Source organism: Paractinoplanes rishiriensis (genome assembly GCF_016862375.1).
Classification (GTDB): domain Bacteria; phylum Actinomycetota; class Actinomycetes; order Mycobacteriales; family Micromonosporaceae; genus Actinoplanes; species Actinoplanes rishiriensis.
Map to the genome: position 1 here is coordinate 20,463 of NZ_BOMV01000009.1, position 18,864 is coordinate 39,326.

Consider the following 18,864-nt stretch of genomic DNA (forward strand, 5'->3'; position numbering starts at 1 on the left):
TGGGCTCCTAACGGTAGGGCGGGAAGGTGTCCGACGAGGGGCGGTCGCGCGTCAGGTCGCGGAACGCCTCCGGGTCGGCCACCACCCGCCAGGTGTGGAACGGGTGCCGGCCCTCGGCGAAGCCGGTCTTGTAGAAGAACAGCGAGTCGTTGCTGCCGCCCTTGCCGCCGCCGAGGTGGAAGATCGCGTTGCCGCGCGCCTTGCAGTACCGGCGCACCTCGTCGTAGAGCAGTTCGTCGGCGAACCGGTGCCGGGCCCGCCGGGTCGATGCCAGATAGCCGGTGGCGATGCCGTCGTGCTCGAAGAACGTGTTGCCGCCGACCACCTCGTCGCCCTCCAGCGCGACCGCCAGGTGCATCCGGTCGCCGACCGCGTCGTGCAGCGCGACCAGGTGCTCCTCGGTGAAGAAGTAGTACGGCGACGCGCCGAGCCGCCGCATGTTGTCGTGGTAGACGGCGACCCACTCGCCGAGCCGGGACCAGTCGTCGAACACCACCTTGGTGCCGTCCCGCCGGGCCCGGTTGATGTGGTTGCGGTGGTCGCCGCGGGTCTGCCGCCACATCTCGTCGAAACTGACGCACAGGTCGACGGTGACCGTCTCGCCGTGCCGCACCAGCGTGCCGAACCGTTCCAGCACCGGCAGCGGGGCCGGCAGCAGCGGGTGCATCCGGACGAACGCGGTGACGATCCGCTCCGCCCGCAGTGTCGCCAGCAGCGCGGCGCAGGCGCGTTCCCAGAAACCCGGGTCCTCGGTGTCGGCGACCGGCGCCGGGTAGCCGTACGGTGACACCACATCGCGCCGCCCGGTGGCGCCCGGGATGTCCCGCACGATCAGCGGCAGCAGCAGATGGTGACCGTCCTCGGTGTAGTGGAACGCGGCCGGTTCGCCGCCGACCAGCCGGGCGTCCAGCGTCGCGTACACCGGCTCGTGATGCAGGTCGTGAAAGATCGTGCGCAGCGCCTGCCGCCACTGGGCGGCCTCCGGTCCCACCAGCGATCCGGTCATCTACTGCCTCCCCTGTCCGGCCCGCAGCATCCGGGCGTTGAGCGCCATGTTGGCCGCGAACTGATCGTTGACCACCCGGTGCTGGTCGAGCCGCAACTGCACGGCCGGGTCGGTGCGGCCCAGCTTCACGAAACCATCCGCGTACCACCCGTTGTCGGTGCCGCTGCCGTCCACATAGCCGCGATAGGTCTGCCCTGCGGGCCAGACCACCCGGGTGAGCAGCGCCGCGAAGGCCGCCAGGTCCGTCGTGGTCCAGGTGGGGGTTTCGAGCACGTACGCGACGACGCCGTTGCCGTGCCCGACGTCCTGCCCGGGCCGGGCCGCCGAGCCCCACCGGTCGGACCAGAAGTACGCGGTCGGCTCCACCGGGTTGCGCCGCATCTGGTCGCGCAGGCGCCGGTCGATGGTGGTGCTCACCTCGCGGTAGCGGTCGCGCCGGGCCGGGTCGGCGGTCATCCCGGCCAGGTGCACCGCGATCAGCGCCCAGTGCGCGGCCATGTGGGTGCGCTCGCGATAGATGGTCTCGTCGGCGCCGCGCGCGAACCACTTCTCGAAGACCTGCACCTCGGCGAACTCGAGCAGCCGCCGATAGTCCGGGGTAAGCAGGCCGGCGTCGTGCATGGCGGCCAGCAGCGCGGTGCCGTACCGCCAGAAGTAGCTCTCGTAGAGCGGCACCTCGTCACCGTCCTGTCCGGATTTCGACGACGGCCAGCCGAGGTAGTGGTCGCGGAAGGTGCTGCCCGGAATCGACCGGGACGGCACCGCTGAGCCGGCCACGTTGGTCACCAACTGCACGGCCCGGTCGAGGTAGCGGCGGCCGCCGGTGGCCCGGAACATGGCCACGCACGCGTCCACCGAGTAGGACAGGTCGTAGTGGTCGCGGCTGTCCGCGGACCGGCTCATCGGCAGCCCGGTCTCGCCCTGGTAGTCCCAGCTCTGCTCGAACACGGCGGTCCACTGCTCGACGGTCTTGAGCCGCCCGGCCGGCGGCGGGGTGCCCGGCTCGGCGGGCAGCGGCGCGAGTATGGCCGGCGCCTCGCCGTCGTGCCCGCACCCGGCCAGCGCGCCGAGCGCGACCAGCAGCAGGGTCCGCCGCGCGGTCATGCTGTGCCCTCCCTAGGCATGCCGCCCACCGCCTCACGGTCGGGCGACGGGACCACCGCGGCGGCCGCGGCCATGGCGGCGAACAGCCAGGCCAGCCGGGCGTCGTAGTAGTCGCCGGAGAACAGGCTGCTCAGCGCCACGAACACGGCCGAGGCCACGGCCAGGCCGGTGAGCCGCGGGTGCGCGCCGCCGCGGCGGACCGTGGCGGCCCACAGCACGATCGCGGTGACCAGCAGCGCGAGCCCGGCCAGCCCGCCCTCGGCGGCCACCCCGAGCAGGTAGTTGTGCGGGTATTCGACGTGCTGGTTGACGCCGATCAGGCCGTAGTAGCCGTCCAGGCCGGCGCCGGCCAGCGGGTGGTCGGCGGCCAGCCGCCAGGCGGACGCCCAGATGTCGGTGCGGTCCGACAGGTAGCGCTGCTGCACGGTCTGCTCGACGAAGCGCTCCTGGAACAGGCCGGTGATCGCGGGCGGGGCGAACGCGGCCACCGCGACGGCGACCGCGGTCAGCCCCAGTCCGGCCACCACGACCGGGCCGGCCCGCAGCCGGTGGCGCAGCTTGAGCAGGGCGGCCCCGGCGACCACCAGACCGGCCAGCAGCCCGGCCCGCGACCCGGACAGCACCGCGGCCAGCAGGAACAGCGGCACGGCGAGCAGCAGCCAGAGGCGGCGGTAGGTCAGGTAGAGGGCGATCGCGCTGATCACGCCGAGGATCTGGATCCGGACGAAGACGTTGGGGCCGCCGCCGAACGCCGAATACCGTCCCTGCTCGCCCGGGCCGTTGACCAGCAGGGCGGCCAGCGCGAAGACCACCCCGGCCGCGTAGAACAGCACGAACGTGGTGCGCACCACCCGGACCGGGTCGCCGGTCGCGTACAGGTAGACGGCGACCGTCAGCGCGGCCATCAGCACCAGGTCGAGGGTCTGCGAACCGACTCGCGCGGCCTCGGGCGCCCACAGCCCGGACGCGATCTGGTAGACGAAGAACAGGATGGCCGCCACCAGCCAGCCCTCGCGGCGCCGGGCGGGCTCGCTGACGGCGGCCGGGCGCGGGCGGCGGCGCAGGTCGACCACCAGCACGGCGAGCGCCGCCAGCAGGCCGATCACCCGCAGGTCGACCCAGGCCAGGTCGGTGAACCCGGCCCGGTCCAGGGTGAACCGGCCGCCGATCGCCACCAGCACCAGCACCAGGGCCGGGGCCAGGAAGACGCGGGGCGCGATGTACCACTTCACGGCGCGCTCCGCGGCAGGCGGTCGGCCAGCAGCGCGAACACCAGGCAGGCGCCGTAGCCGAGCAGCGACCCGTACGCGGCGCCGAGCATGCCGTAGGCCGGGATCAGCAGCAGGTACGCCGCGAAGCTCACCACGAAACCGGCGATCTCGGCGGCCGAGACGAGCGCGCCGTGCCCCTTGGCGACCATCAGGCCGAGACTGACCCGGGACAGCGCGTACAGCCCGGCCGCGGCCACCAGCGGCAGCACCACGTCGCGGGCCGGCGCGTAGCGGTCGCCGAAGACCGGGACGATCAGCAGGTACAGGCCGCCGGCCACCAGCGGGCCCGCGGCCAGCACGAACACCAGCGACCCGGCGAGGATCCGGCGGGTGTGCAGGCGGCCCTCGCGGTGCGCCCGCCGCCACCGGCCCAGCCGCGAGTCGGCGTACGCCCGCAACGGCCAGGCCAGCAACTCGGTCATGGTGGCCACCGCGGCGTAGAGGCCGAGCGCGGTGGTGGAGGCGAGCGCGGGCAGCGCCAGCCGGTCGGAGCGCAGCATGGCCATGTTGGACAGCGCGGCCGGGAACAGCGCGAGCCCCTGCCGGCGGACGAGCCGGTTGCGGTCGTCGACGGGCCGGTCCGCCTGCTGGGCCGGGCGGCGCAGCCAGTAGGCCACGAACCCGGCCGTGGGCAGCGCGCCGGCCAGCAGGTAGGCCAGCAGCCACGCCTCGGGCCGGGTGGCGCCGGCCAGGAACAGCGCGGTCATGCCGCCGAGCAGCAACACGGTCTCGACCACCCGGCAGGTCAGGAAATCCTGGGCGCGGCCCACCGCGATGGCGATCGACCGGGTGGCCAGCCCGGCCGCCTCGACCAGTGCGAACGCGGCGATCAGGGCCAGCACGAGCGGGCCGGGGTCGAGCCGGGGCGGTGCCAGCGCGGCGTATCCGGCGACCACCGCGACGCCCACGCCGCACGGCACCACCAGCAGGCGCGCGTAGGCCCGGATCGCGGCGGCCGGCGGCACCTCGTGGTAGGCCGCCACGAAGCTGCGCTCGGTGCCCAGCAGCAGGCCCTGGCTGGCCAGGTAGACCACCTGGAGCAGCAGCGCCACCTCGCCGCGGTGCGCCGGGTCGAGCGTCCGCACCATCATCACGTTGGCGGCCAGCGCGACCAGGCCCATCAGCAGCTGCGCGGCGATCAGGTGCACCACCGGGTCGCGCAGCCGGGCCGCCAGCCCGGTGGCCGGCGCCGGCGCGACCCGCAGGTCAGCCATCGTCGTCCTCGGTGGACTCCACCCGGGCCCGGCCGCGGGCCAGGCCGGCCGCCCGGTACGTGCCCGGCGGCGGCCCGGTGATCAGGCCCAGCCCGGCGGCCGGCGGCACCGGGCGGTGGCCCGCGGTGCCGGCCGGCAGCCGGCGCGGCAGCGCGTTGAGCACCGCGCCGGCCAGCGTGGCGCCGACCCGTTCGAGCAGGTCGGCAGAACGCTGCACGTCGGCCGCCGGGGTGCGGTTGGCGCGCACCACCAGCAGTGCCCGGTCGGTCACCTTGCTGAGCACCACGGTGTCGGCCACGCCGCGCAGCGGGGGAGCGTCCACCAGCACCACGTCGAACAAGCCGGTGAGCATGGTCAGCGTGGCGCTCAGCCGGGGCGACGCCAGCAGCTCGCCCGGATCGGCGACCGGGGCGCCGCAAGGCAGCACGGTGAGCCGGCCGTCCAGCGGGTCGCGCAGCACGGTGGTCACCGGCGTGGCGCCGGTCAGCACCTCGGCGAGGCCCGGCCCGTCGTCGAGGGCCAGGTAGCGGGCGACGCCGGGGGTGCGCAGGTTGGCGTCGACCAGCACCACCCGGGCGCCGGTCTCGGCCAGCGCGATGGCCAGCCCGCAGGTGATCGCGGTGGTGCCCTCCTTGGGCCCGGTGCCGGTGAGCAGCAGTGAGGAGCCGTGTCCCGGGGTGGTGGCGGCCAGTTCCGGCAGCAGGCTGCGCAGCCGGCGGAAGGCCTCGGCCAGGGCCTCGCCGGGCCGGCCGGCCGAGCGGTCCAGCGAGATCGTGCCGACCGTGCCGATGCCGAGCCGGCGCAGGTCGTCCTCCTCGGTGACGGTGCGGCGGGTGGCCTCGCGGACGGCCACCGCGACGGCGCCGGTGAGCAGCCCCAGCACGGCCGAGAACGCCAGGTTGCGCACCAGGTTGCCGGGCTCGCGGGCGGTGACCGGGTCCTGCGCGACGGTCACCGACGGTTTCGGCCCGTCCCCGGCGGAGCCCGGCGGGTCGAGCTGTTTGGCCAGGCCCACCAGCACCGCGGTGGCGGTGGTGACGAGTTGCCGGCTGCGCTGCGCGGACGCGTCGGTGGCGGTGACCACCAGCAGGTCGGTGCCGTCCTGCACCTGTGCCGACAGGCTCTCCTGCACCTGCTCGGCGGTCAGGCCGCCGCCCAATTTGGTGACCACCGCGCCGGCCACCCGGGGGCCGGTCAGCAGCACGATGTACGAGTTGAGCCGGCTCGCCTTGGCGTCCGGGTCGCCGGCCCCGGTGGTCACGTACAGCACCATCGACGACCGGTAGGCGGGTGCCGCGGTCAGCGACACCGCCGCCGCGATGCCGGTGGCGAGCAGCACCGGCAGCAGCAGCCACAGCCACCGGCGGCGGCAGGCCCGGACGTACTCACGCAGTTCCACGTCGCGCCACCGCCCGGTTCAGCACTGCCTCGAAGTCGTCGAACAGGCGGTCCCGGGAGAACCGCTCGACGGCCAGCCGGTGCGCCGCGGCGCGGGCCCGGGCCAGCCAGTCGTGGTCACGGACGTGCTCGGCGAGCAGCACACCGGCCTTGTCCGGGTCGTACGGGTCGAGCAACAGCCCGGCCCCGGTCTCCTGGAGCAGGTCGGCCTGCCAGCCGCCGTAGTTGATGGCGATCGGGCGGGACGCGGCGAGCGCGTCGAAGAACTTGTTGGCCGAGTTGTCCCAGAGCGCGCGGACCGGCCGCACGAAGCTGGACGACAGGGTGGACGCGGCCAGGATCACCGGCAGGTCGGCCTTGGGCACCTTCTCCCACATGTGCACGGTGTTGCCGAGCAGCCCCAGCCCGGCCGCGAGTTGCCGGGTCTGGTCCCACTCCCGGCCGTGCCCGACGATCAGCACCTGCGCCGCCGGGTCACGCTCGCGCAGCCGCTGCGCGGCCCGCACCAGATAGTCCACGCCGTTCACCGCGCCCAGCGCTCCGGTGTAGACGATCAGCGGCCGGTCGCCCAGCCAGCGGTGCTCCGAGCGGAACCGGTGCACGTCCTGGTCGCGTACCCCCTCGAACATGGCCAGGTCGGCGGCGTTGGGAATCATCGTGGTTCTGGTGGCCGGGCGGCGGGCGGTGACGCCGGCCGCCATGCCGGGGGAGAGCGCGACGACCTCGGCGGCGTTGCGGTACGCGAAGTTGGCCAGCGCGCAGGCCAGCCGCCGGGCCACCGGGTTGCGCAGCGCACCCATCTCGATCGGCACCTCGGGCCACAGGTCGCGCACCTCGAACACGAACGGCACCCGGCGCAGGCGGGCCGCGATCACGCCGGGCACCGCCACGGTCAGCGGGGTGCTGGTGGCGAACACCAGGTCGGCGCGTAGCCGTGCGGCTTTCGCCGCGGCCAGCACCATGAACTCGGCGAAGGCGCGCAGGCGGCGGGCATGGGACATGTGATTCGAGTACGGGACGGAGTACCAGTGCACGGTGACCCCGTCGTCCTCGGTACGCCGCCAGCCGACCGCCCGCTTGCCGGGCGTGATGTCGGTGGTGATGACGTCGACCGTGTGGCCGCGCGCGACCAGCCGCCGGGCCTGCTCGTAGGAGCGGATGCCCCCGGTCATGCCGGGGTTGCAGTAGTACTGATGGATGTAGACGATGCGCATCGGCCGGTCATCCCTCCCGCACGGCGGATACCACGCGTTCCCGGTCGTGGTCGGTGAGCGCCGACCCGCTGGGCAGACAGACGCCGCGGTGGAACAGGTCAGCGCTGACCGCGCCGCCGCGCCGCGGACAGTCGTGGAAGGCCGGCTGGAGGTGCATGGGTTTCCAGGCCGGCCGGGCCTCGATGTTGTGCCGGGCCAGGCGGGCCAGGACGGTGTCGCGGTCGGCGCCGAACTCGTCCGGGTCGACCAGCAGGCAGGTGAGCCACCAGTTCGGCCGGCCGTACCCGGCGACCGGCATGAAGGTGAGCCCGGGCAGGTCGAGGGCCTGCCGGTAGTAGCGGGCCGTCTCGCGGCGGCAGGCGATCATCTCGCCGAGCCGTTGCACCTGGCCGCGGCCCACGGCGGCGAGCAGGTTGCTGAGCCGGTAGTTGTAGCCGACCGTGCGGTGCTCGTAGTGCGGCACCGGCTCGCGGGCCTGGGTGGCCAGGTGCCGGGCCTGGCGCGCCACCCGGTCGTCGCCGGTGAGCAGCATGCCGCCCCCGCCGGTCGTGATGATCTTGTTGCCGTTGAAGGACAGCACCCCGGCCAGCCCGAACGAGCCGGCCGGCCGCCCGTGGTAGGTGGCGCCGAGGGCCTCGGCCGCGTCCTCGATCAGCGGCACGCCGTACCGGTCGCAGGCGTCCAGCAGCGGCCGGTAGTCGGCGCACTGGCCGTACATGTCGACCGCGATCACCGCCCTGGGCAGCCGGCCGCGCGCGTTGCGGGCCCTCAGCTCCTCGGCCACCAGGGCCGGGTCGACGTTCCAGCTCTCCGGCGTGCTGTCCAGGAAGACCGGGCGGGCGCCCAGGTACATCACCGCGTTCGCGGTGGCGGCGAAGGTGAACGACGGCACCAGCACGGTGTCGCCGCGGCGCACGCCGGCCGCCACCAGCGCCAGATGCAGTGCCGCGGTGCCGCTGGCCAGGGCGACCGCGTGCGGCACGCCGACCAGTTCGGCCACCTGCGATTCGAACGCGTCGAGGTCGGGGCCGACCGGCGCCACCCAGTTGGCGTCGAACGCGGCCAGCAGCAGCTTCCGCTCGACGTCGCTGACGTCCGGCGGGGACAGGTAGATGCGGGTGTCAGTCATGGATCCGGGTCCGCACCGCGCCCAGCGGCCAGGCCGGGTGCAGGCCCTGCCGGTTGATGTGCAGCGGGGGGTCGCCCGGCCGCATCGGGGTGCGCAGCGTGCTGGCGAAGCTGCGGTAGCCGGCCTCCCGGGCGAGGCGCACGTCGCGCTCGCCGAAGTCGACGGCCGGGTGCCCGTACGGCGCGGCGAAGTCGCGCACCTCGGCGCCCAGCTGGTCCTCCAGCTCGCGTTTCGAGGCGGCGATCTCGTGCCGCGCGCCGTCGCCGTCGCAGTCGGCGAGCCGGGTGTGGGTGACCGTGTGCGAGCCGACCGGGTAGCCGGCGGCGTGCAACGCGCGGCAGTCGTCCCAGTTCATCTGCCCGGGCCGGCCGACCAGCCCGGTGGTGACGAAGAACGTGGCCGGCACGTTCAGCTCGCGCAGGATCGGCACCACCACCCCGGTCCAGCTCGGGTGGCCGTCGTCGAAGGAGAGACAGAACACCGGCCCGGTCATCGACCGCCGGCCGGCCAGGATCTCGAGCGCGTCGTCCCAGGAGACCAGCGTGCCGAGCCGGCCGAACGTACGCAGGTGGTGGCGCAGGCCGGCGGCGTACTCCGGGAGCACGTCGTGGTAGAAGGGGAAGTAGAGCCGCGCGGTCGCCGGCAGCCGGCGGAACAGGCCGGCGGCAGCCAGGATGCGGCCCTGGGTGCGTGGCCGCTGTCGCAGCCGGCGGCGCAGGCCCAGCTCGTTCAGGCGCCGCTTGATGAAGGTCGGCTTGATGAGGGTCGGCGGCTGCATGCACTCACCCTGACAAATGAATACCGGCTCGCGTCAGTAGCAATTGTCATATTGAACGCGAGACTTATTCACATCGAAAAGAACGCCTTGCGGAATGCGCTTGCGGGCGCGCATCATCCTGGCTTGGAGGCCCATTCCACGAAGGGGATCCGATGTTTCGATTGCACCGCGTGGAGCCGTCCGCCGAGTTGTGGGCGGACCGCGCCACGTACCCGGATCGCCTGATCTTCCACACCCCGCAGTGGCTGCGGTTCGTGGCCGAGACGCAGCGCGCCGAGCCGGTGCTGGCCACCGTGCACGACGGCGGCACACCGGTGGGCCACTTCACCGGGCTGGTCACCAAGCGGTACGGCCTGCGCATCCTGGGCAGCCCGATGGCCGGCTGGACCACCTCGTACGGGGGCTTCAACCTGCGGCCTGCAGTGCCGCGGCGGGCGGCACTGGAGGCGCTGATGCCGTTCGCGTTCGGCGATCTGGGGTGCGCCCACCTGGAGATCCGCGACCGGCACCTGACCGAGGCCGACCTGGGCGGCCTGGGTCTGCGCTGGCAGTCCGCCCCGACCGCGGTGATCGATCTGACCCCGGGCGAGGACGCGCTGTTCGGCGCCATGGCGAGTGCCTGCCGGCGCAATATCCGTAAGGCCGAACGATCCGGCGTGGTCATCGAGGAGGTCACCGGTGATCCGGCATTCGCCGGGCAATTCTTTGACCAGTTAAGGGACGTTTTCGCCAAACAGAATCTGGTGCCGACCTATCCGGTGGAGCGGGTCCGGTCGCTGATCCGGCACCTCGGCCCGGCCGGCCGGTTGCTGCTGCTGCGCGCCCGCGACCCGGGCGGCCGGTGCATCGCCACGGCGGTGCTGCCCTGGTATCACCGCACCATGTACTTCTGGGGCGGCGCGAGCTACCGGCCCGATCAGCACCTGCGGCCCAACGAGGCACTGATCTGGTACGCGCTGCGCTGGGCCCGGCAGCGCGGCGTCACCGAGTTCGACTTCGTCGGCGGCAACTCCTACAAGCAGAAGTACGGCACCACCGAGGTGCCGGTGCCGTGGGCCCGCCGGTCCCGGTCGCCGTTGGTGGCCGGCCTCCGGGACGCCGCCAAGGAGGCCTTTTCGCTGCGCCAGAAAGCCGTTGCGCGCCTGACTAGGCAGGTTTGAACTCACCGGCCTCGTAGCCCGTAGTAGTCGGCAGGGGGCGGTTGGGTGGAGGCCCTGGGTGGAGGCCCGGAATGAGTGGTGACCGGATCGTCGGCATCGGTACGCGCTGGGCCGGCACCGAGCGGCGGCCACGGCGGCACGGCGAGCGACCCATGGAGCGCGAGCCGGTGGATCGTGCTGCCCAGGATCGGGCTGCCCAGGATCGGGCGGCGATGGAACGGGCCGCCATGGAACGGGCCGCGATGGAGCGGGCGGAGCGCACCGCCGCCATGGAACGCGCCGCGGTGGAACGGATGCCCGGCCAGCGGCCACCGATGGAACGGTCCCCGATGGACCGGCAGCCGATCGACCGGTCGATGCTGGACCGGCCCGATCGGCCGCCCCTCGGCCTGGTCCCCGACGACAGTCCGGACCGGGCCATGGAGGTCCTGGTCATCGCGCAGCGCACGGCCGAGGACCACATCCGCACCACCCGGGCCGAGGCCGACAAGATGCGCGCCGAGGCGCTCGCCTCGGCCGACGAGATCGTGCGTGACGCGCACACCCAGGCACAGGACATCCGGCGCCGGGCCGAGCAGATGATGGTCGAGGCGAACGACGCCGCCGACCGCCTCGGCCGGCGCGCCCAGGAGCGCGCCGAGGAGGTGGAGCACTCCGCCATGGTGATCCTCTCGGACGCCCGGGAGCGTGCCGAGCGGATCGGCGCGGAGGCCCAGCTCGGCGCCGAGGAGGTGGAGCGCTCGGCGCTGGTGATCCTGTCCGACGCCCGGGACCGGGCCGAACGGATCGGCGCGGACGCGCAGATGAGCGCCGACGAGCTGCGCCGGCAGGCCAAGGCCGAGTACGACGCGGTGCTGGAGCGGCTGCAGTCCAATCGGGAAAATCTGCTGGGCCAGATCGAGTCGCTGGAGCAGTTCGACCGGGACTTCCGTGGTCAGCTGCTGGACTTCATGCAGGGTCAGGTGCGGGCCTTGCTGGCCGACGATCCGCAGCGGGCGGAACAGCAGCAGCAGTATCCGCAGGGGTGACCACGCCGTCGACCCGCCGCGGGACGGCGCGGTAGTCGTCGGCCAGTTCCGGCGGCAGCAGCGTGGGCGGGCAGTTCTGCCAGGCGACCGGCCGCAGGAAGCGGCGGATCGCGGTGGCGCCCACCGACGTGTGCTGCGAGTTGGTGGCCGGCCAGGGGCCGCCGTGCTGCTGCGCCCAGGCCACCGCGACGCCGGTCGGGTAGCCGTTGTAGATGATCCGGCCGGCCCGCGGCAGCAGCCGCCGGGACAGCTCGGCGGGCAGCCGGGTCTCGCCGGAGGCGTGCTGCACGGTGGCGGTCAGCGACCCGGGCAGCCGGCCGAGCGCGCCGACCAGGTCCGCCTCGTCCCGGTAGCGGGCCACCACGGTGACCGGCCCGAAACACTCCTCGGTGGCCTCCGGCGGCAGGCCGGCGGCGGTGGTGGCGAGCAGCAGCGGCCGCCCGAAGAATCCCCCGGCACCGGCCGGCCCGGTGGCCCGTGCCGCAGCCTCGCCGCCGGTGGCCGGAGCTGCCTCCGCGCCGTGCGTCACGGTCTCGGTCCGCGCCGCCAGCGCCGCGGAGATGCGGGCGAACGACTCGGCGATCCCGCCGTTGAGCATCACCTGCGGCTCGGCCGCACCGACCGCCTCGGCGATCGCCGCCACCACCGCGTCGCCGGCCGCACCGGCCGGCACGAAGACCAGGCCCGGCTTGGTGCAGAACTGCCCGGCGCCGAGCAGGACCGACCCGGCCACCCCGGCGCCGATGTCCGCGGCCCGCTCGGCCGCCGCGTCCGGGGTGACGATCACCGGGTTGAGGCTGCTCAGCTCGCCGAAGAACGGGATCGGCTCGGGCCGCCGTTCGATGATCTCCAGCAGCGCCCGGCCGCCGCCGAGCGAGCCGGTGAACCCGACCGCCCGGATCGCCGGATGGGCCACCAGATCGGCGCCGGCCGGCACGCCGTGCACGAGTGCGAGCGTGCCCTCGGGAGCGCCGCTCCTGCGGGCCGCCGCGTCCATCAGGTCGAAGCAGAGCTGTGCGGTGGCCGGATGTGAGCCGTGCGCCTTGACCACCACGGGGCAGCCGGCCGCCAGCGCCGACGCGGTGTCGCCGCCCGGCACCGAGAACGCCAGCGGGAAGTTCGACGCGCCGAACACCGCGACCGGACCGACCGGCACCAGCATCCGCCGCAGGTCGGGCCGCGGTCCCATCGGGGTGTCGCCGGCGTGGTCGACGATCGCCTCGAGATAGCCGCCGTCGCGCAGCACCTCCCCGAAGAACCGCAGCTGGTAGCAGGTGCGGGTGAGCTCGCCGTCGAGCCGGCCGGTGCCCAGGCCGGACTCCCGGCCGGCGGTCGCCACGATCCGGTCCCGGCCACCGTCCAGCGCCGCGGCGAGCGCGTCCAGCAGGGCGGCCCGGCCGAGGCGGCCGAACTCGTCGAGGGCACCGGCGGCGGCCGCGGCCTGCCGGCAGGCCGCGTCGACCTGGCCGGTGCCGGTCTCGGCGGCGACGGTGCCGGTCACCTCGCCGGTGCGCGGGTCGATGCTGACCACGTCGGTGCTGGCTACGTCGGTCACAGTGTCCTCCGGATGTCGGCGCGCTGCACGGTCCAGTGGCGGGCCTGATCGGTGAGCGTGATCCCGAGGCCGGGCCGGTCGGACAGGTGCATGCGGCCGTCGCGGATCTCGAGGCGCTCCTCGAACAGCGGGTGCAGCCAGTCGAAGTGTTCTACCCACGGCTCGTGCGGGTATGCGGCCGCGAGGTGCAGGTGGATCTCCATGGCGAAGTGCGGGGCGAGCGTGAGGTGCTCCTGCTCGGCCAGCGCGGCGAGACGCAGGAACTGGGTGATGCCGCCGATCCGGGGCGCGTCCGGCTGCAGCACGTCGGCGGCACCGTGCCGGATCAGCTCCCGGTGTTCGGCCACGCTGGTCAGCATCTCACCGGTGGCGACCGCGGTGTCCAGCGTAGCGGCGAGCCGGGCGTGTCCCGCGCAGTCGTACGCGTCCAGCGGCTCCTCGATCCACACCAGCCCGAACTCGTCCAGGGCCCGGCAGACCCGGCGCGCGGTGGGCCGGTCCCACTGTTGGTTGGCGTCGACCATCAGCGGCGTGTCGCCGAGCGCCTCGCGGACCTTGCCGACCCGCACCAGATCCACCCCCGGCTCGGGATGTCCCACCTTGATCTTGATGCCACCGATGCCGGCCGCCAGGTTGCGCCCGGCGTTCTCCAGGATCTGCTCGACCGGCTCGTGCAGGAAGCCGCCGGACGTGTCGTAGCAGCGCACCGAGTCGCGGTGGGCGCCGAGCAGCTTGGCCAGCGGCAGCCCGGCCCGTTTCGCCTTGAGATCCCAGAGCGCCACGTCGACCGCCGCGATCGCCTGGGTGGCGGCGCCGCTGCGGCCCACCGAGGCACCGGCCCAGACGAGCTTGGTCCAGAGCCGGCCGATGTCGCTCGGGTCCTCGCCGATCAGCTCCGGCGCCACCTCGGCGGCGTGCGCGAACTGCGCCGGACCGCCGGCCCGCTTCGAGTAGCCGAAGCCGATGCCCTGGTGGCCGTCCGCGGTGCCGATCTCGGCGAACAGGAACGCCACCTCGGTCATCGGCCGCTGCCGGCCGGTGAGCACCTTGGCGTCGCTGATCGCGGCGGCCAGCGGCAGCGTGATCGAAGACAGCGTGACGCGCTCGATCCGGTCGCCGGTCGCGGTCGCATCAGAGCCGGTCGCGGTCGCATCAGAGCCAGTCACGGCCGCATCAGCGCCGGTCGCTTCGGGTCGAACCGCCAGCCGGGCAGAATGTATTGCATGGCGGCGGCGTCGTCGCGGGCGCCGAGCCCGTTTTCGCGGTAGAGCTCGTGCGCGGCGGCCAGTGCGTCCCGGTCGATCTCGACGCCGAGCCCCGGCCCGTCCGGCACCGCGACGTGGCCGTCCCGGATCTGCGGCGGCTGCCGGGTGAGTGCCTGGCCGTCCTGCCAGATCCAGTGCGTGTCGAGAGCCGTGATCTGCCCGGGTGCGGCGGCGCCGACGTGGGTGAACATCGCGAGCGAGATGTCGAAGTGGTTGTTGGAGTGCGAGCCCCAGGTCAGCCCGAAGTCGTGGCACAGCTGGGCGACCCGGACCGCGCCGCGCATGGTCCAGAAGTGCGGGTCGGCCAGCGGGATGTCGACGGCGTGACTGCGGACCGCGTGGGCCAGTTCGCGCCAGTCACAGGCGATCATGTTGGTCGCCGTGGGCAGCCCGGTGAGCCGGCGGAACTCGGCCATCGTCTCCCGGCCGGAGAGGCCGGCCTCGGCGCCGACCGGGTCTTCGGCGTACGCGAGCACGCCGCGCAGGTCGCGGCAGAGCGCGACCGCCTCGGACAGCAGCCAGCCGCCGTTCGGGTCGAGGGTGATCCGCGCGTCCGGGAACCGGGCGGCCAGCGCGCGCACCGCGGCGACCTCCTGCGCGCCGGCGAACACGCCGCCCTTGAGCTTGAAGTCGGCGAACCCGTAGCGCTGCCGGGCCGCCTCGGCGAGCGCCACCACGGCCGCCGGGGTGAGGGCGGGCTCGCGGCGCAGCCGTTCCCAGTCGTCGCGCGGCTGCGGCTCGGCCCGGTACGGCAGATCGGTGGCCCGGCGGTCGCCGACGTAGAACAGGTAGCCGAGCACCGGCACGGCGTCGCGCTGCCTGCCGTCGCCGAGCAACTCCGCCACCGGCACGCCGAGGTGCCGGCCGAGCAGGTCGAGCAGCGCCGACTCGAGCCCGGTCAGCGCGTGCACGGTGACCCGCTGGTCGAACGTCTGCAGGCCCCGCCCGCCGGCGTCCAGGCCGGCGAACGGCGCGGCCGCGTCCCGGAGCGCCCCGGCGAACGACGCGATCGACCGGCCGACCAGCCGCTCGCCCATCTGCTCGGCGGTGCGCCGGATCGGCTCGCCGCCGGGCACCTCGCCCAGCCCGGTCGCGCCCGAACTGTCGGTGACCAGCACGACGGTGCGGGTGAAGAACGGCGCGTGCGCGCCGCTGAGGTTGAGCAGCATGCTGTCGTGGCCGGCCACCGGCACGACCTCGACCCGCGCGACCGTGGGCGTCACCGCTCACCCTCACCCACCTTCGCGATCAGCGCCGCCAGTTCGGTCTGCTCGGCCGGGGTCAGGTCGGTCAGCGGCGGCCGCACCCGGCCACCGTTGCGGCCGACCGCGGTGAGCCCGGCCTTGATGATCGAGACCGCGTAGCCCCGGGACCGGTCCCGGATGTCCAGGTAGGGGATCACGAAGTCGTTGAGCAGGTCGTACACCGTGGCGCGGTCCTGTGCCCGTACGGCGGCGAAGAAACGCAGCGCGAACCCGGGGAGGAAGTTGTAGAGCGCCGACGAATAGGTGTTGACCCCCAGTTGCAGCAGCGGCAGCGCGAACGTCTCGGCGGTCGGCAACCCGCCGATGTAGATGAGCCGCTCGCCGACCCGGGCGTAGGTGCGGGTCATCCGCTCGATGTCGCCGACGCCGTCCTTGAGGCCGATCAGATTCGGGCAGCGGTCGCAGAGGGCCGCCACCGTGGTGTCGGCGAAGACCGCGTTGCCCCGGCTGTAGACGATCACGCCGAGCTCGGTGGCCCGGCAGATCGCGGCCACGTGCTCGGCGAGCCCGGCCTGGCTGGCCTCAGTGAGGTAGGGCGGCATCAGCAGGATGCCGTTGGCGCCGGCGTCCTGCGCGGCCCGGGCCTGGGCGACCGCCTGAGCGGTGCCACCCGTCGCGGGTGCTACCACCGGGACCAGGTGGGCCGCCTCGCTCACCGCCGCGCGTACCACCTGATCTGTCTCGGCCGGGGTGAGCGAGAAACCCTCGCCGGTGCCACCCGCGGCGAACAGGCCGGACACTCCGAGCCCCGCCTGCCAGGCCAGGTGTTCGCGGTAGCGGGCCTCGTCGAACCGCAGGTCGTCGTCGAAGTGGGTGACCGGGAACGACAGCAGGCCTGCCGGCAGCCGAGCGGCGAGTTCGGCGGGGGGCATCAACGACATGCCGCCACGGTAGGGAGGATCGACGATGCCTGTCCAAGAGTGTTTACGTATCGTGTGATACCTCGAAGGCATCGAGTGCCCGCAGCACCTGGCGCAGCGCCGGGTTGGGGTTGTGCCGGGTCCACAGCAGGTGCAGCTCGACCGGCTCGGGCACCGGCGTCGCGAGCCGGACGTAGGCGACGCCCGGGACGCCGAGCCGGACGGCCGACGCGGGCACGAAGGCGATCCCCCGGCCGGCCGCGACCAGCCACAGCATGGTGACGATCTGGCTGACGCTGTGCGTGACGCTCTCCTGCGCCACCGGGACCATGCTGACCACCAGGTCGTAGAAGTACTTCGCGCGGTGCTGCGAATGCAGGATCAGGGCCTCGCCGGCCAGGTCGGCGGGTTGCGCCGGGCGGCGCAGTGCGGTCAGCGGATGTCTTTCCGGTACGGCGAGCAGCAGCGCCTCCCGGACCAGCGGGCGCGACTCGTACGTGGTCGGGTCGAACGGCGGCCGGGCCAGTCCCAGGTCGAGTTCGTCGGCGTCGAGCGCGGCCACCTGTTCCCGGGTGACCATCTCGAACAGGTCGACGTAGACCTCGGGCAGGTCCCGGCCGACCCGGTTGAGCAACTCGCCGAGCACCGCGAAGGTGGAGCCCGCGGTGAAGCCGAGCCGCACCACGCCGCGGGTGCCCGACGAGACCCGGCGAGCCAGGCCGGGCGCCGCGTCGATGAGCGCCAGTACCCGGCGGGCCTCGGCCAGGAACGCCGCGCCGGCCGGGGTGAGCGAGACGCTGCGGTTGTCCCGGTCGAGCAGGTGCGCGCCGACCGCGGCCTCGAGCTTCTGGATCTGCCGGCTCAGCGGCGGCTGGGTCATCCGCAGGCGCGCCGCGGCCCGCCCGAAGTGCAGCTCCTCGGCCACCGCCACGAGGCAGCGAAGTTGATCGAGGGTGTAGCTCATGCTGAGCCCTCCTTAGGCATGCCCTCCTGGCCCTCGCCTGCGGCGCCGTCCGGCGGCGCGGCCGGCTGCCGCTCGGTGCAGGCGGTCATGCTGCAAAGGTATCAATCGATGCCACAAGAGAGTTGGACAGGCATGAATGGCCGCCTTAGGCTCGCCGCATCGGCGGCCGGTGACCGACCTCACATCCCCTAGGAGTGGTCCATGAAGACCAGGCTTTGCGGCGCTGCCCTCGCGGTGGTGCTGGCCGCCGGCTGTGGCGGCAACCTCGGCAACGACGACGCGCCGGCGGCCGCGGCGAAATTCCCGGCCGGCGCGATCACCATGCTGGTCGGCCAGGACGCCGGCGGCAGCACCGATCTGATCGGCCGCGCGCTCGCCGACCAGGCCGGCCAGAAGCTGGGCGTACCGGTGACCGTGCAGAACCGGCCCGGCGCCAACGGCGCGATCGCCGCCAAGGAACTCGCCTCGGCCAAGCCGGACGGCCAGACCGTGATGGTGTTCGTCGGCTCGCTCGCGTACATCACACCGCTCGCGGTGCCGGCGAGCGAGGCGGTCGACATCAACGACTACGAGGTGGTCACCGGCATCTCCCAGGACGACTACGTGCTGGTCGCCAGCCCCAAGACCGGCTTCAAGTCGGTCCAGGACATGGTGAACGCCAAGCGCCCGGTCAAATTCGGCACCACTGGCGTCGGCACCGGCAGCCAGCTGTGCTCGCAACTGCTGTTCGCGGCGGCCGGCATCCAGGCCACCGCGGTGCCGTTCGACGGGGGAGCGCCCACCCTGACCGCGGTGCTCGGCGGCCAGGTCGACGTCGCCGCGGTGCAACTCGGCGAGGCGCAGGCCCAGATCACCGCCAAGAAGATCAACCCGATCGTCACGTTCGCGCAGAAGCGGCCCAGCTACCTGCCGGACACCCCGACGGCGGTCGAGGCCGGCTACAACGCGCCGGTCCAGCAGTCCCGCGCGATCGTGGCGCCCAAGGGCACGCCGCCCGAGGTGGTCGCGGCCCTGCGCGGCGCGTTCCAGGCCGCCTTCGCCGCCGCGAGCTATCAGGAGTTCAACGCCAAACGGCTGCTCACCCCGAACGAGGTGGACGGCGCGACCGTACTCCAGCAGTGGAACGCCCACCTGACCACGTACCGGGATCTGGTCGCCAAGAACAACATCACCATGGGGAAGACTGGATGACCGACGCCCCGCCCGCGGCCGGCCCGGTGACCAACGTCGTCACCGCGGCCGCGCTGGTGGCCGTCGCGGTCGCGGTGTTCCTGGGTTCGCTGGCGCTGGGTGTGGGTTCACCCGCCCGGCCCGGCCCCGGCACCTGGCCGCTGCTGGTGAGCGCCGTCCTCGGCGTACTCGGCCTGGCTCTTGCGGGTTTGGCCCGGCGCACCACCGATGCCGAACGCTTCACCCGGCCGGGACTGCTGGTGCTGGCCGCGGTCGGGGGCATGGTGGTGTTCGTGGCGCTGCTGCCGGTGATCGGCTTCGAGGTCCCGGCGCTGCTGGTCGCCTTCGCCTGGATGCGATTCCTGGGCGGCGAGTCGTGGCTCACCGCGGGCGTCGTCAGCCTCGCCACGGTCGCCGTCTTCTACCTGCTGTTCGTGGGCCTGCTGTCGGTGCCCATCCCGCACCTGTTCTGAAGGGGTCCCG

17 protein-coding genes are annotated in these 18,864 nt (G+C 73.4%); 4 read left to right on the forward strand and 13 right to left on the reverse strand.

Annotated features, from left to right (window positions below; genetic code table 11):
- Window positions 1-7: 7 nt before the first annotated feature.
- From Ari01nite_RS07765 to Ari01nite_RS07800, 8 genes are read right to left on the reverse strand one after another with little or no spacing between them, the layout of a single operon-like run.
- Window positions 8-1,006, reverse strand: a complete 999-nt coding sequence (locus Ari01nite_RS07765; RefSeq protein ID WP_203780421.1) for a GNAT family N-acetyltransferase — start codon at window positions 1,004-1,006, stop codon at window positions 8-10.
- Window positions 1,007-2,110, reverse strand: coding sequence for a hypothetical protein (locus Ari01nite_RS07770; RefSeq protein ID WP_203780422.1), 1,104 nt, complete (start codon window positions 2,108-2,110; stop codon window positions 1,007-1,009).
- A complete protein-coding gene (locus tag Ari01nite_RS07775; RefSeq protein ID WP_239162560.1) occupies window positions 2,107-3,342 on the reverse strand; it encodes an O-antigen ligase family protein in 1,236 nt (411 codons plus the stop codon). Before Ari01nite_RS07775 ends, Ari01nite_RS07770 begins: the two co-directional genes overlap by 4 nt.
- Complete coding sequence (locus tag Ari01nite_RS07780; RefSeq protein ID WP_203780423.1) at window positions 3,339-4,595, reverse strand: lipopolysaccharide biosynthesis protein; 1,257 nt, start codon at window positions 4,593-4,595, stop codon at window positions 3,339-3,341. Before Ari01nite_RS07780 ends, Ari01nite_RS07775 begins: the two co-directional genes overlap by 4 nt.
- Window positions 4,588-5,994 carry a tyrosine-protein kinase domain-containing protein gene (locus Ari01nite_RS07785; protein WP_203780424.1) on the reverse strand — a complete coding sequence of 469 codons (1,407 nt, stop codon included), beginning with the start codon at window positions 5,992-5,994 and terminating at the stop codon, window positions 4,588-4,590. The genes Ari01nite_RS07780 and Ari01nite_RS07785 overlap by 8 nt, the downstream gene beginning before the upstream one ends.
- Entirely contained in the window at window positions 5,981-7,207 is a 1,227-nt protein-coding gene (locus Ari01nite_RS07790) for a glycosyltransferase family 4 protein (protein WP_203780425.1), read from the reverse strand. The genes Ari01nite_RS07785 and Ari01nite_RS07790 overlap by 14 nt, the downstream gene beginning before the upstream one ends.
- 7 nt (window positions 7,208-7,214) lie before the next feature.
- Window positions 7,215-8,336: an aminotransferase class I/II-fold pyridoxal phosphate-dependent enzyme gene (locus tag Ari01nite_RS07795; RefSeq protein WP_203780426.1), complete on the reverse strand. Its 1,122-nt coding sequence runs from the start codon at window positions 8,334-8,336 to the stop codon at window positions 7,215-7,217.
- Window positions 8,329-9,114, reverse strand: a complete 786-nt coding sequence (locus Ari01nite_RS07800) for a polysaccharide deacetylase family protein (protein WP_203780427.1) — start codon at window positions 9,112-9,114, stop codon at window positions 8,329-8,331. Before Ari01nite_RS07800 ends, Ari01nite_RS07795 begins: the two co-directional genes overlap by 8 nt.
- A gap of 152 nt (window positions 9,115-9,266) precedes the next feature.
- Here Ari01nite_RS07800 and Ari01nite_RS07805 point away from each other — a divergent pair, with 152 nt between their 5' ends.
- Together Ari01nite_RS07805 and Ari01nite_RS07810 are read left to right on the forward strand one after the other, a co-directional pair.
- Entirely contained in the window at window positions 9,267-10,274 is a 1,008-nt protein-coding gene (locus Ari01nite_RS07805; protein WP_203780428.1) for a lipid II:glycine glycyltransferase FemX, read from the forward strand.
- Between the two features lie 71 nt (window positions 10,275-10,345).
- On the forward strand, window positions 10,346-11,302 hold the full coding sequence (locus Ari01nite_RS07810) for a DivIVA domain-containing protein (protein ID WP_203780429.1): 957 nt from the start codon (window positions 10,346-10,348) through the stop codon (window positions 11,300-11,302).
- Here the strand turns inward: Ari01nite_RS07810 and Ari01nite_RS07815 are convergent.
- The 5 genes from Ari01nite_RS07815 to Ari01nite_RS07835 are packed head-to-tail and all read right to left on the reverse strand — an operon-like array spanning window position 11,223 to window position 17,211.
- Window positions 11,223-12,857, reverse strand: coding sequence for an aldehyde dehydrogenase (NADP(+)) (locus Ari01nite_RS07815; RefSeq protein ID WP_203780430.1), 1,635 nt, complete (start codon window positions 12,855-12,857; stop codon window positions 11,223-11,225). The genes Ari01nite_RS07810 and Ari01nite_RS07815 overlap by 80 nt on opposite strands.
- Window positions 12,854-14,023 carry an L-talarate/galactarate dehydratase gene (locus Ari01nite_RS07820; RefSeq protein ID WP_275410831.1) on the reverse strand — a complete coding sequence of 390 codons (1,170 nt, stop codon included), beginning with the start codon at window positions 14,021-14,023 and terminating at the stop codon, window positions 12,854-12,856. The genes Ari01nite_RS07815 and Ari01nite_RS07820 overlap by 4 nt, the downstream gene beginning before the upstream one ends.
- Window positions 14,020-15,345: an enolase C-terminal domain-like protein gene (locus Ari01nite_RS07825; RefSeq protein ID WP_239162561.1), complete on the reverse strand. Its 1,326-nt coding sequence runs from the start codon at window positions 15,343-15,345 to the stop codon at window positions 14,020-14,022. The genes Ari01nite_RS07820 and Ari01nite_RS07825 overlap by 4 nt, the downstream gene beginning before the upstream one ends.
- Complete coding sequence (gene kdgD / locus Ari01nite_RS07830) at window positions 15,342-16,268, reverse strand: 5-dehydro-4-deoxyglucarate dehydratase (RefSeq protein WP_203780431.1); 927 nt, start codon at window positions 16,266-16,268, stop codon at window positions 15,342-15,344. The genes Ari01nite_RS07825 and kdgD overlap by 4 nt, the downstream gene beginning before the upstream one ends.
- A gap of 43 nt (window positions 16,269-16,311) precedes the next feature.
- Window positions 16,312-17,211 (reverse strand): LysR family transcriptional regulator, encoded by a 900-nt coding sequence (locus Ari01nite_RS07835; protein ID WP_203780432.1) that lies wholly within the window; start codon window positions 17,209-17,211, stop codon window positions 16,312-16,314.
- Window positions 17,212-17,412: 201 nt separating this feature from the next.
- Between Ari01nite_RS07835 and Ari01nite_RS07840 the strand changes: the two genes are divergently transcribed.
- Both Ari01nite_RS07840 and Ari01nite_RS07845 read left to right on the forward strand, forming a co-directional pair.
- Entirely contained in the window at window positions 17,413-18,402 is a 990-nt protein-coding gene (locus tag Ari01nite_RS07840) for a tripartite tricarboxylate transporter substrate binding protein (protein ID WP_203780433.1), read from the forward strand.
- Window positions 18,399-18,854 (forward strand): tripartite tricarboxylate transporter TctB family protein, encoded by a 456-nt coding sequence (locus Ari01nite_RS07845; protein WP_203780434.1) that lies wholly within the window; start codon window positions 18,399-18,401, stop codon window positions 18,852-18,854. The genes Ari01nite_RS07840 and Ari01nite_RS07845 overlap by 4 nt, the downstream gene beginning before the upstream one ends.
- Window positions 18,855-18,864 lie beyond the last annotated feature (10 nt).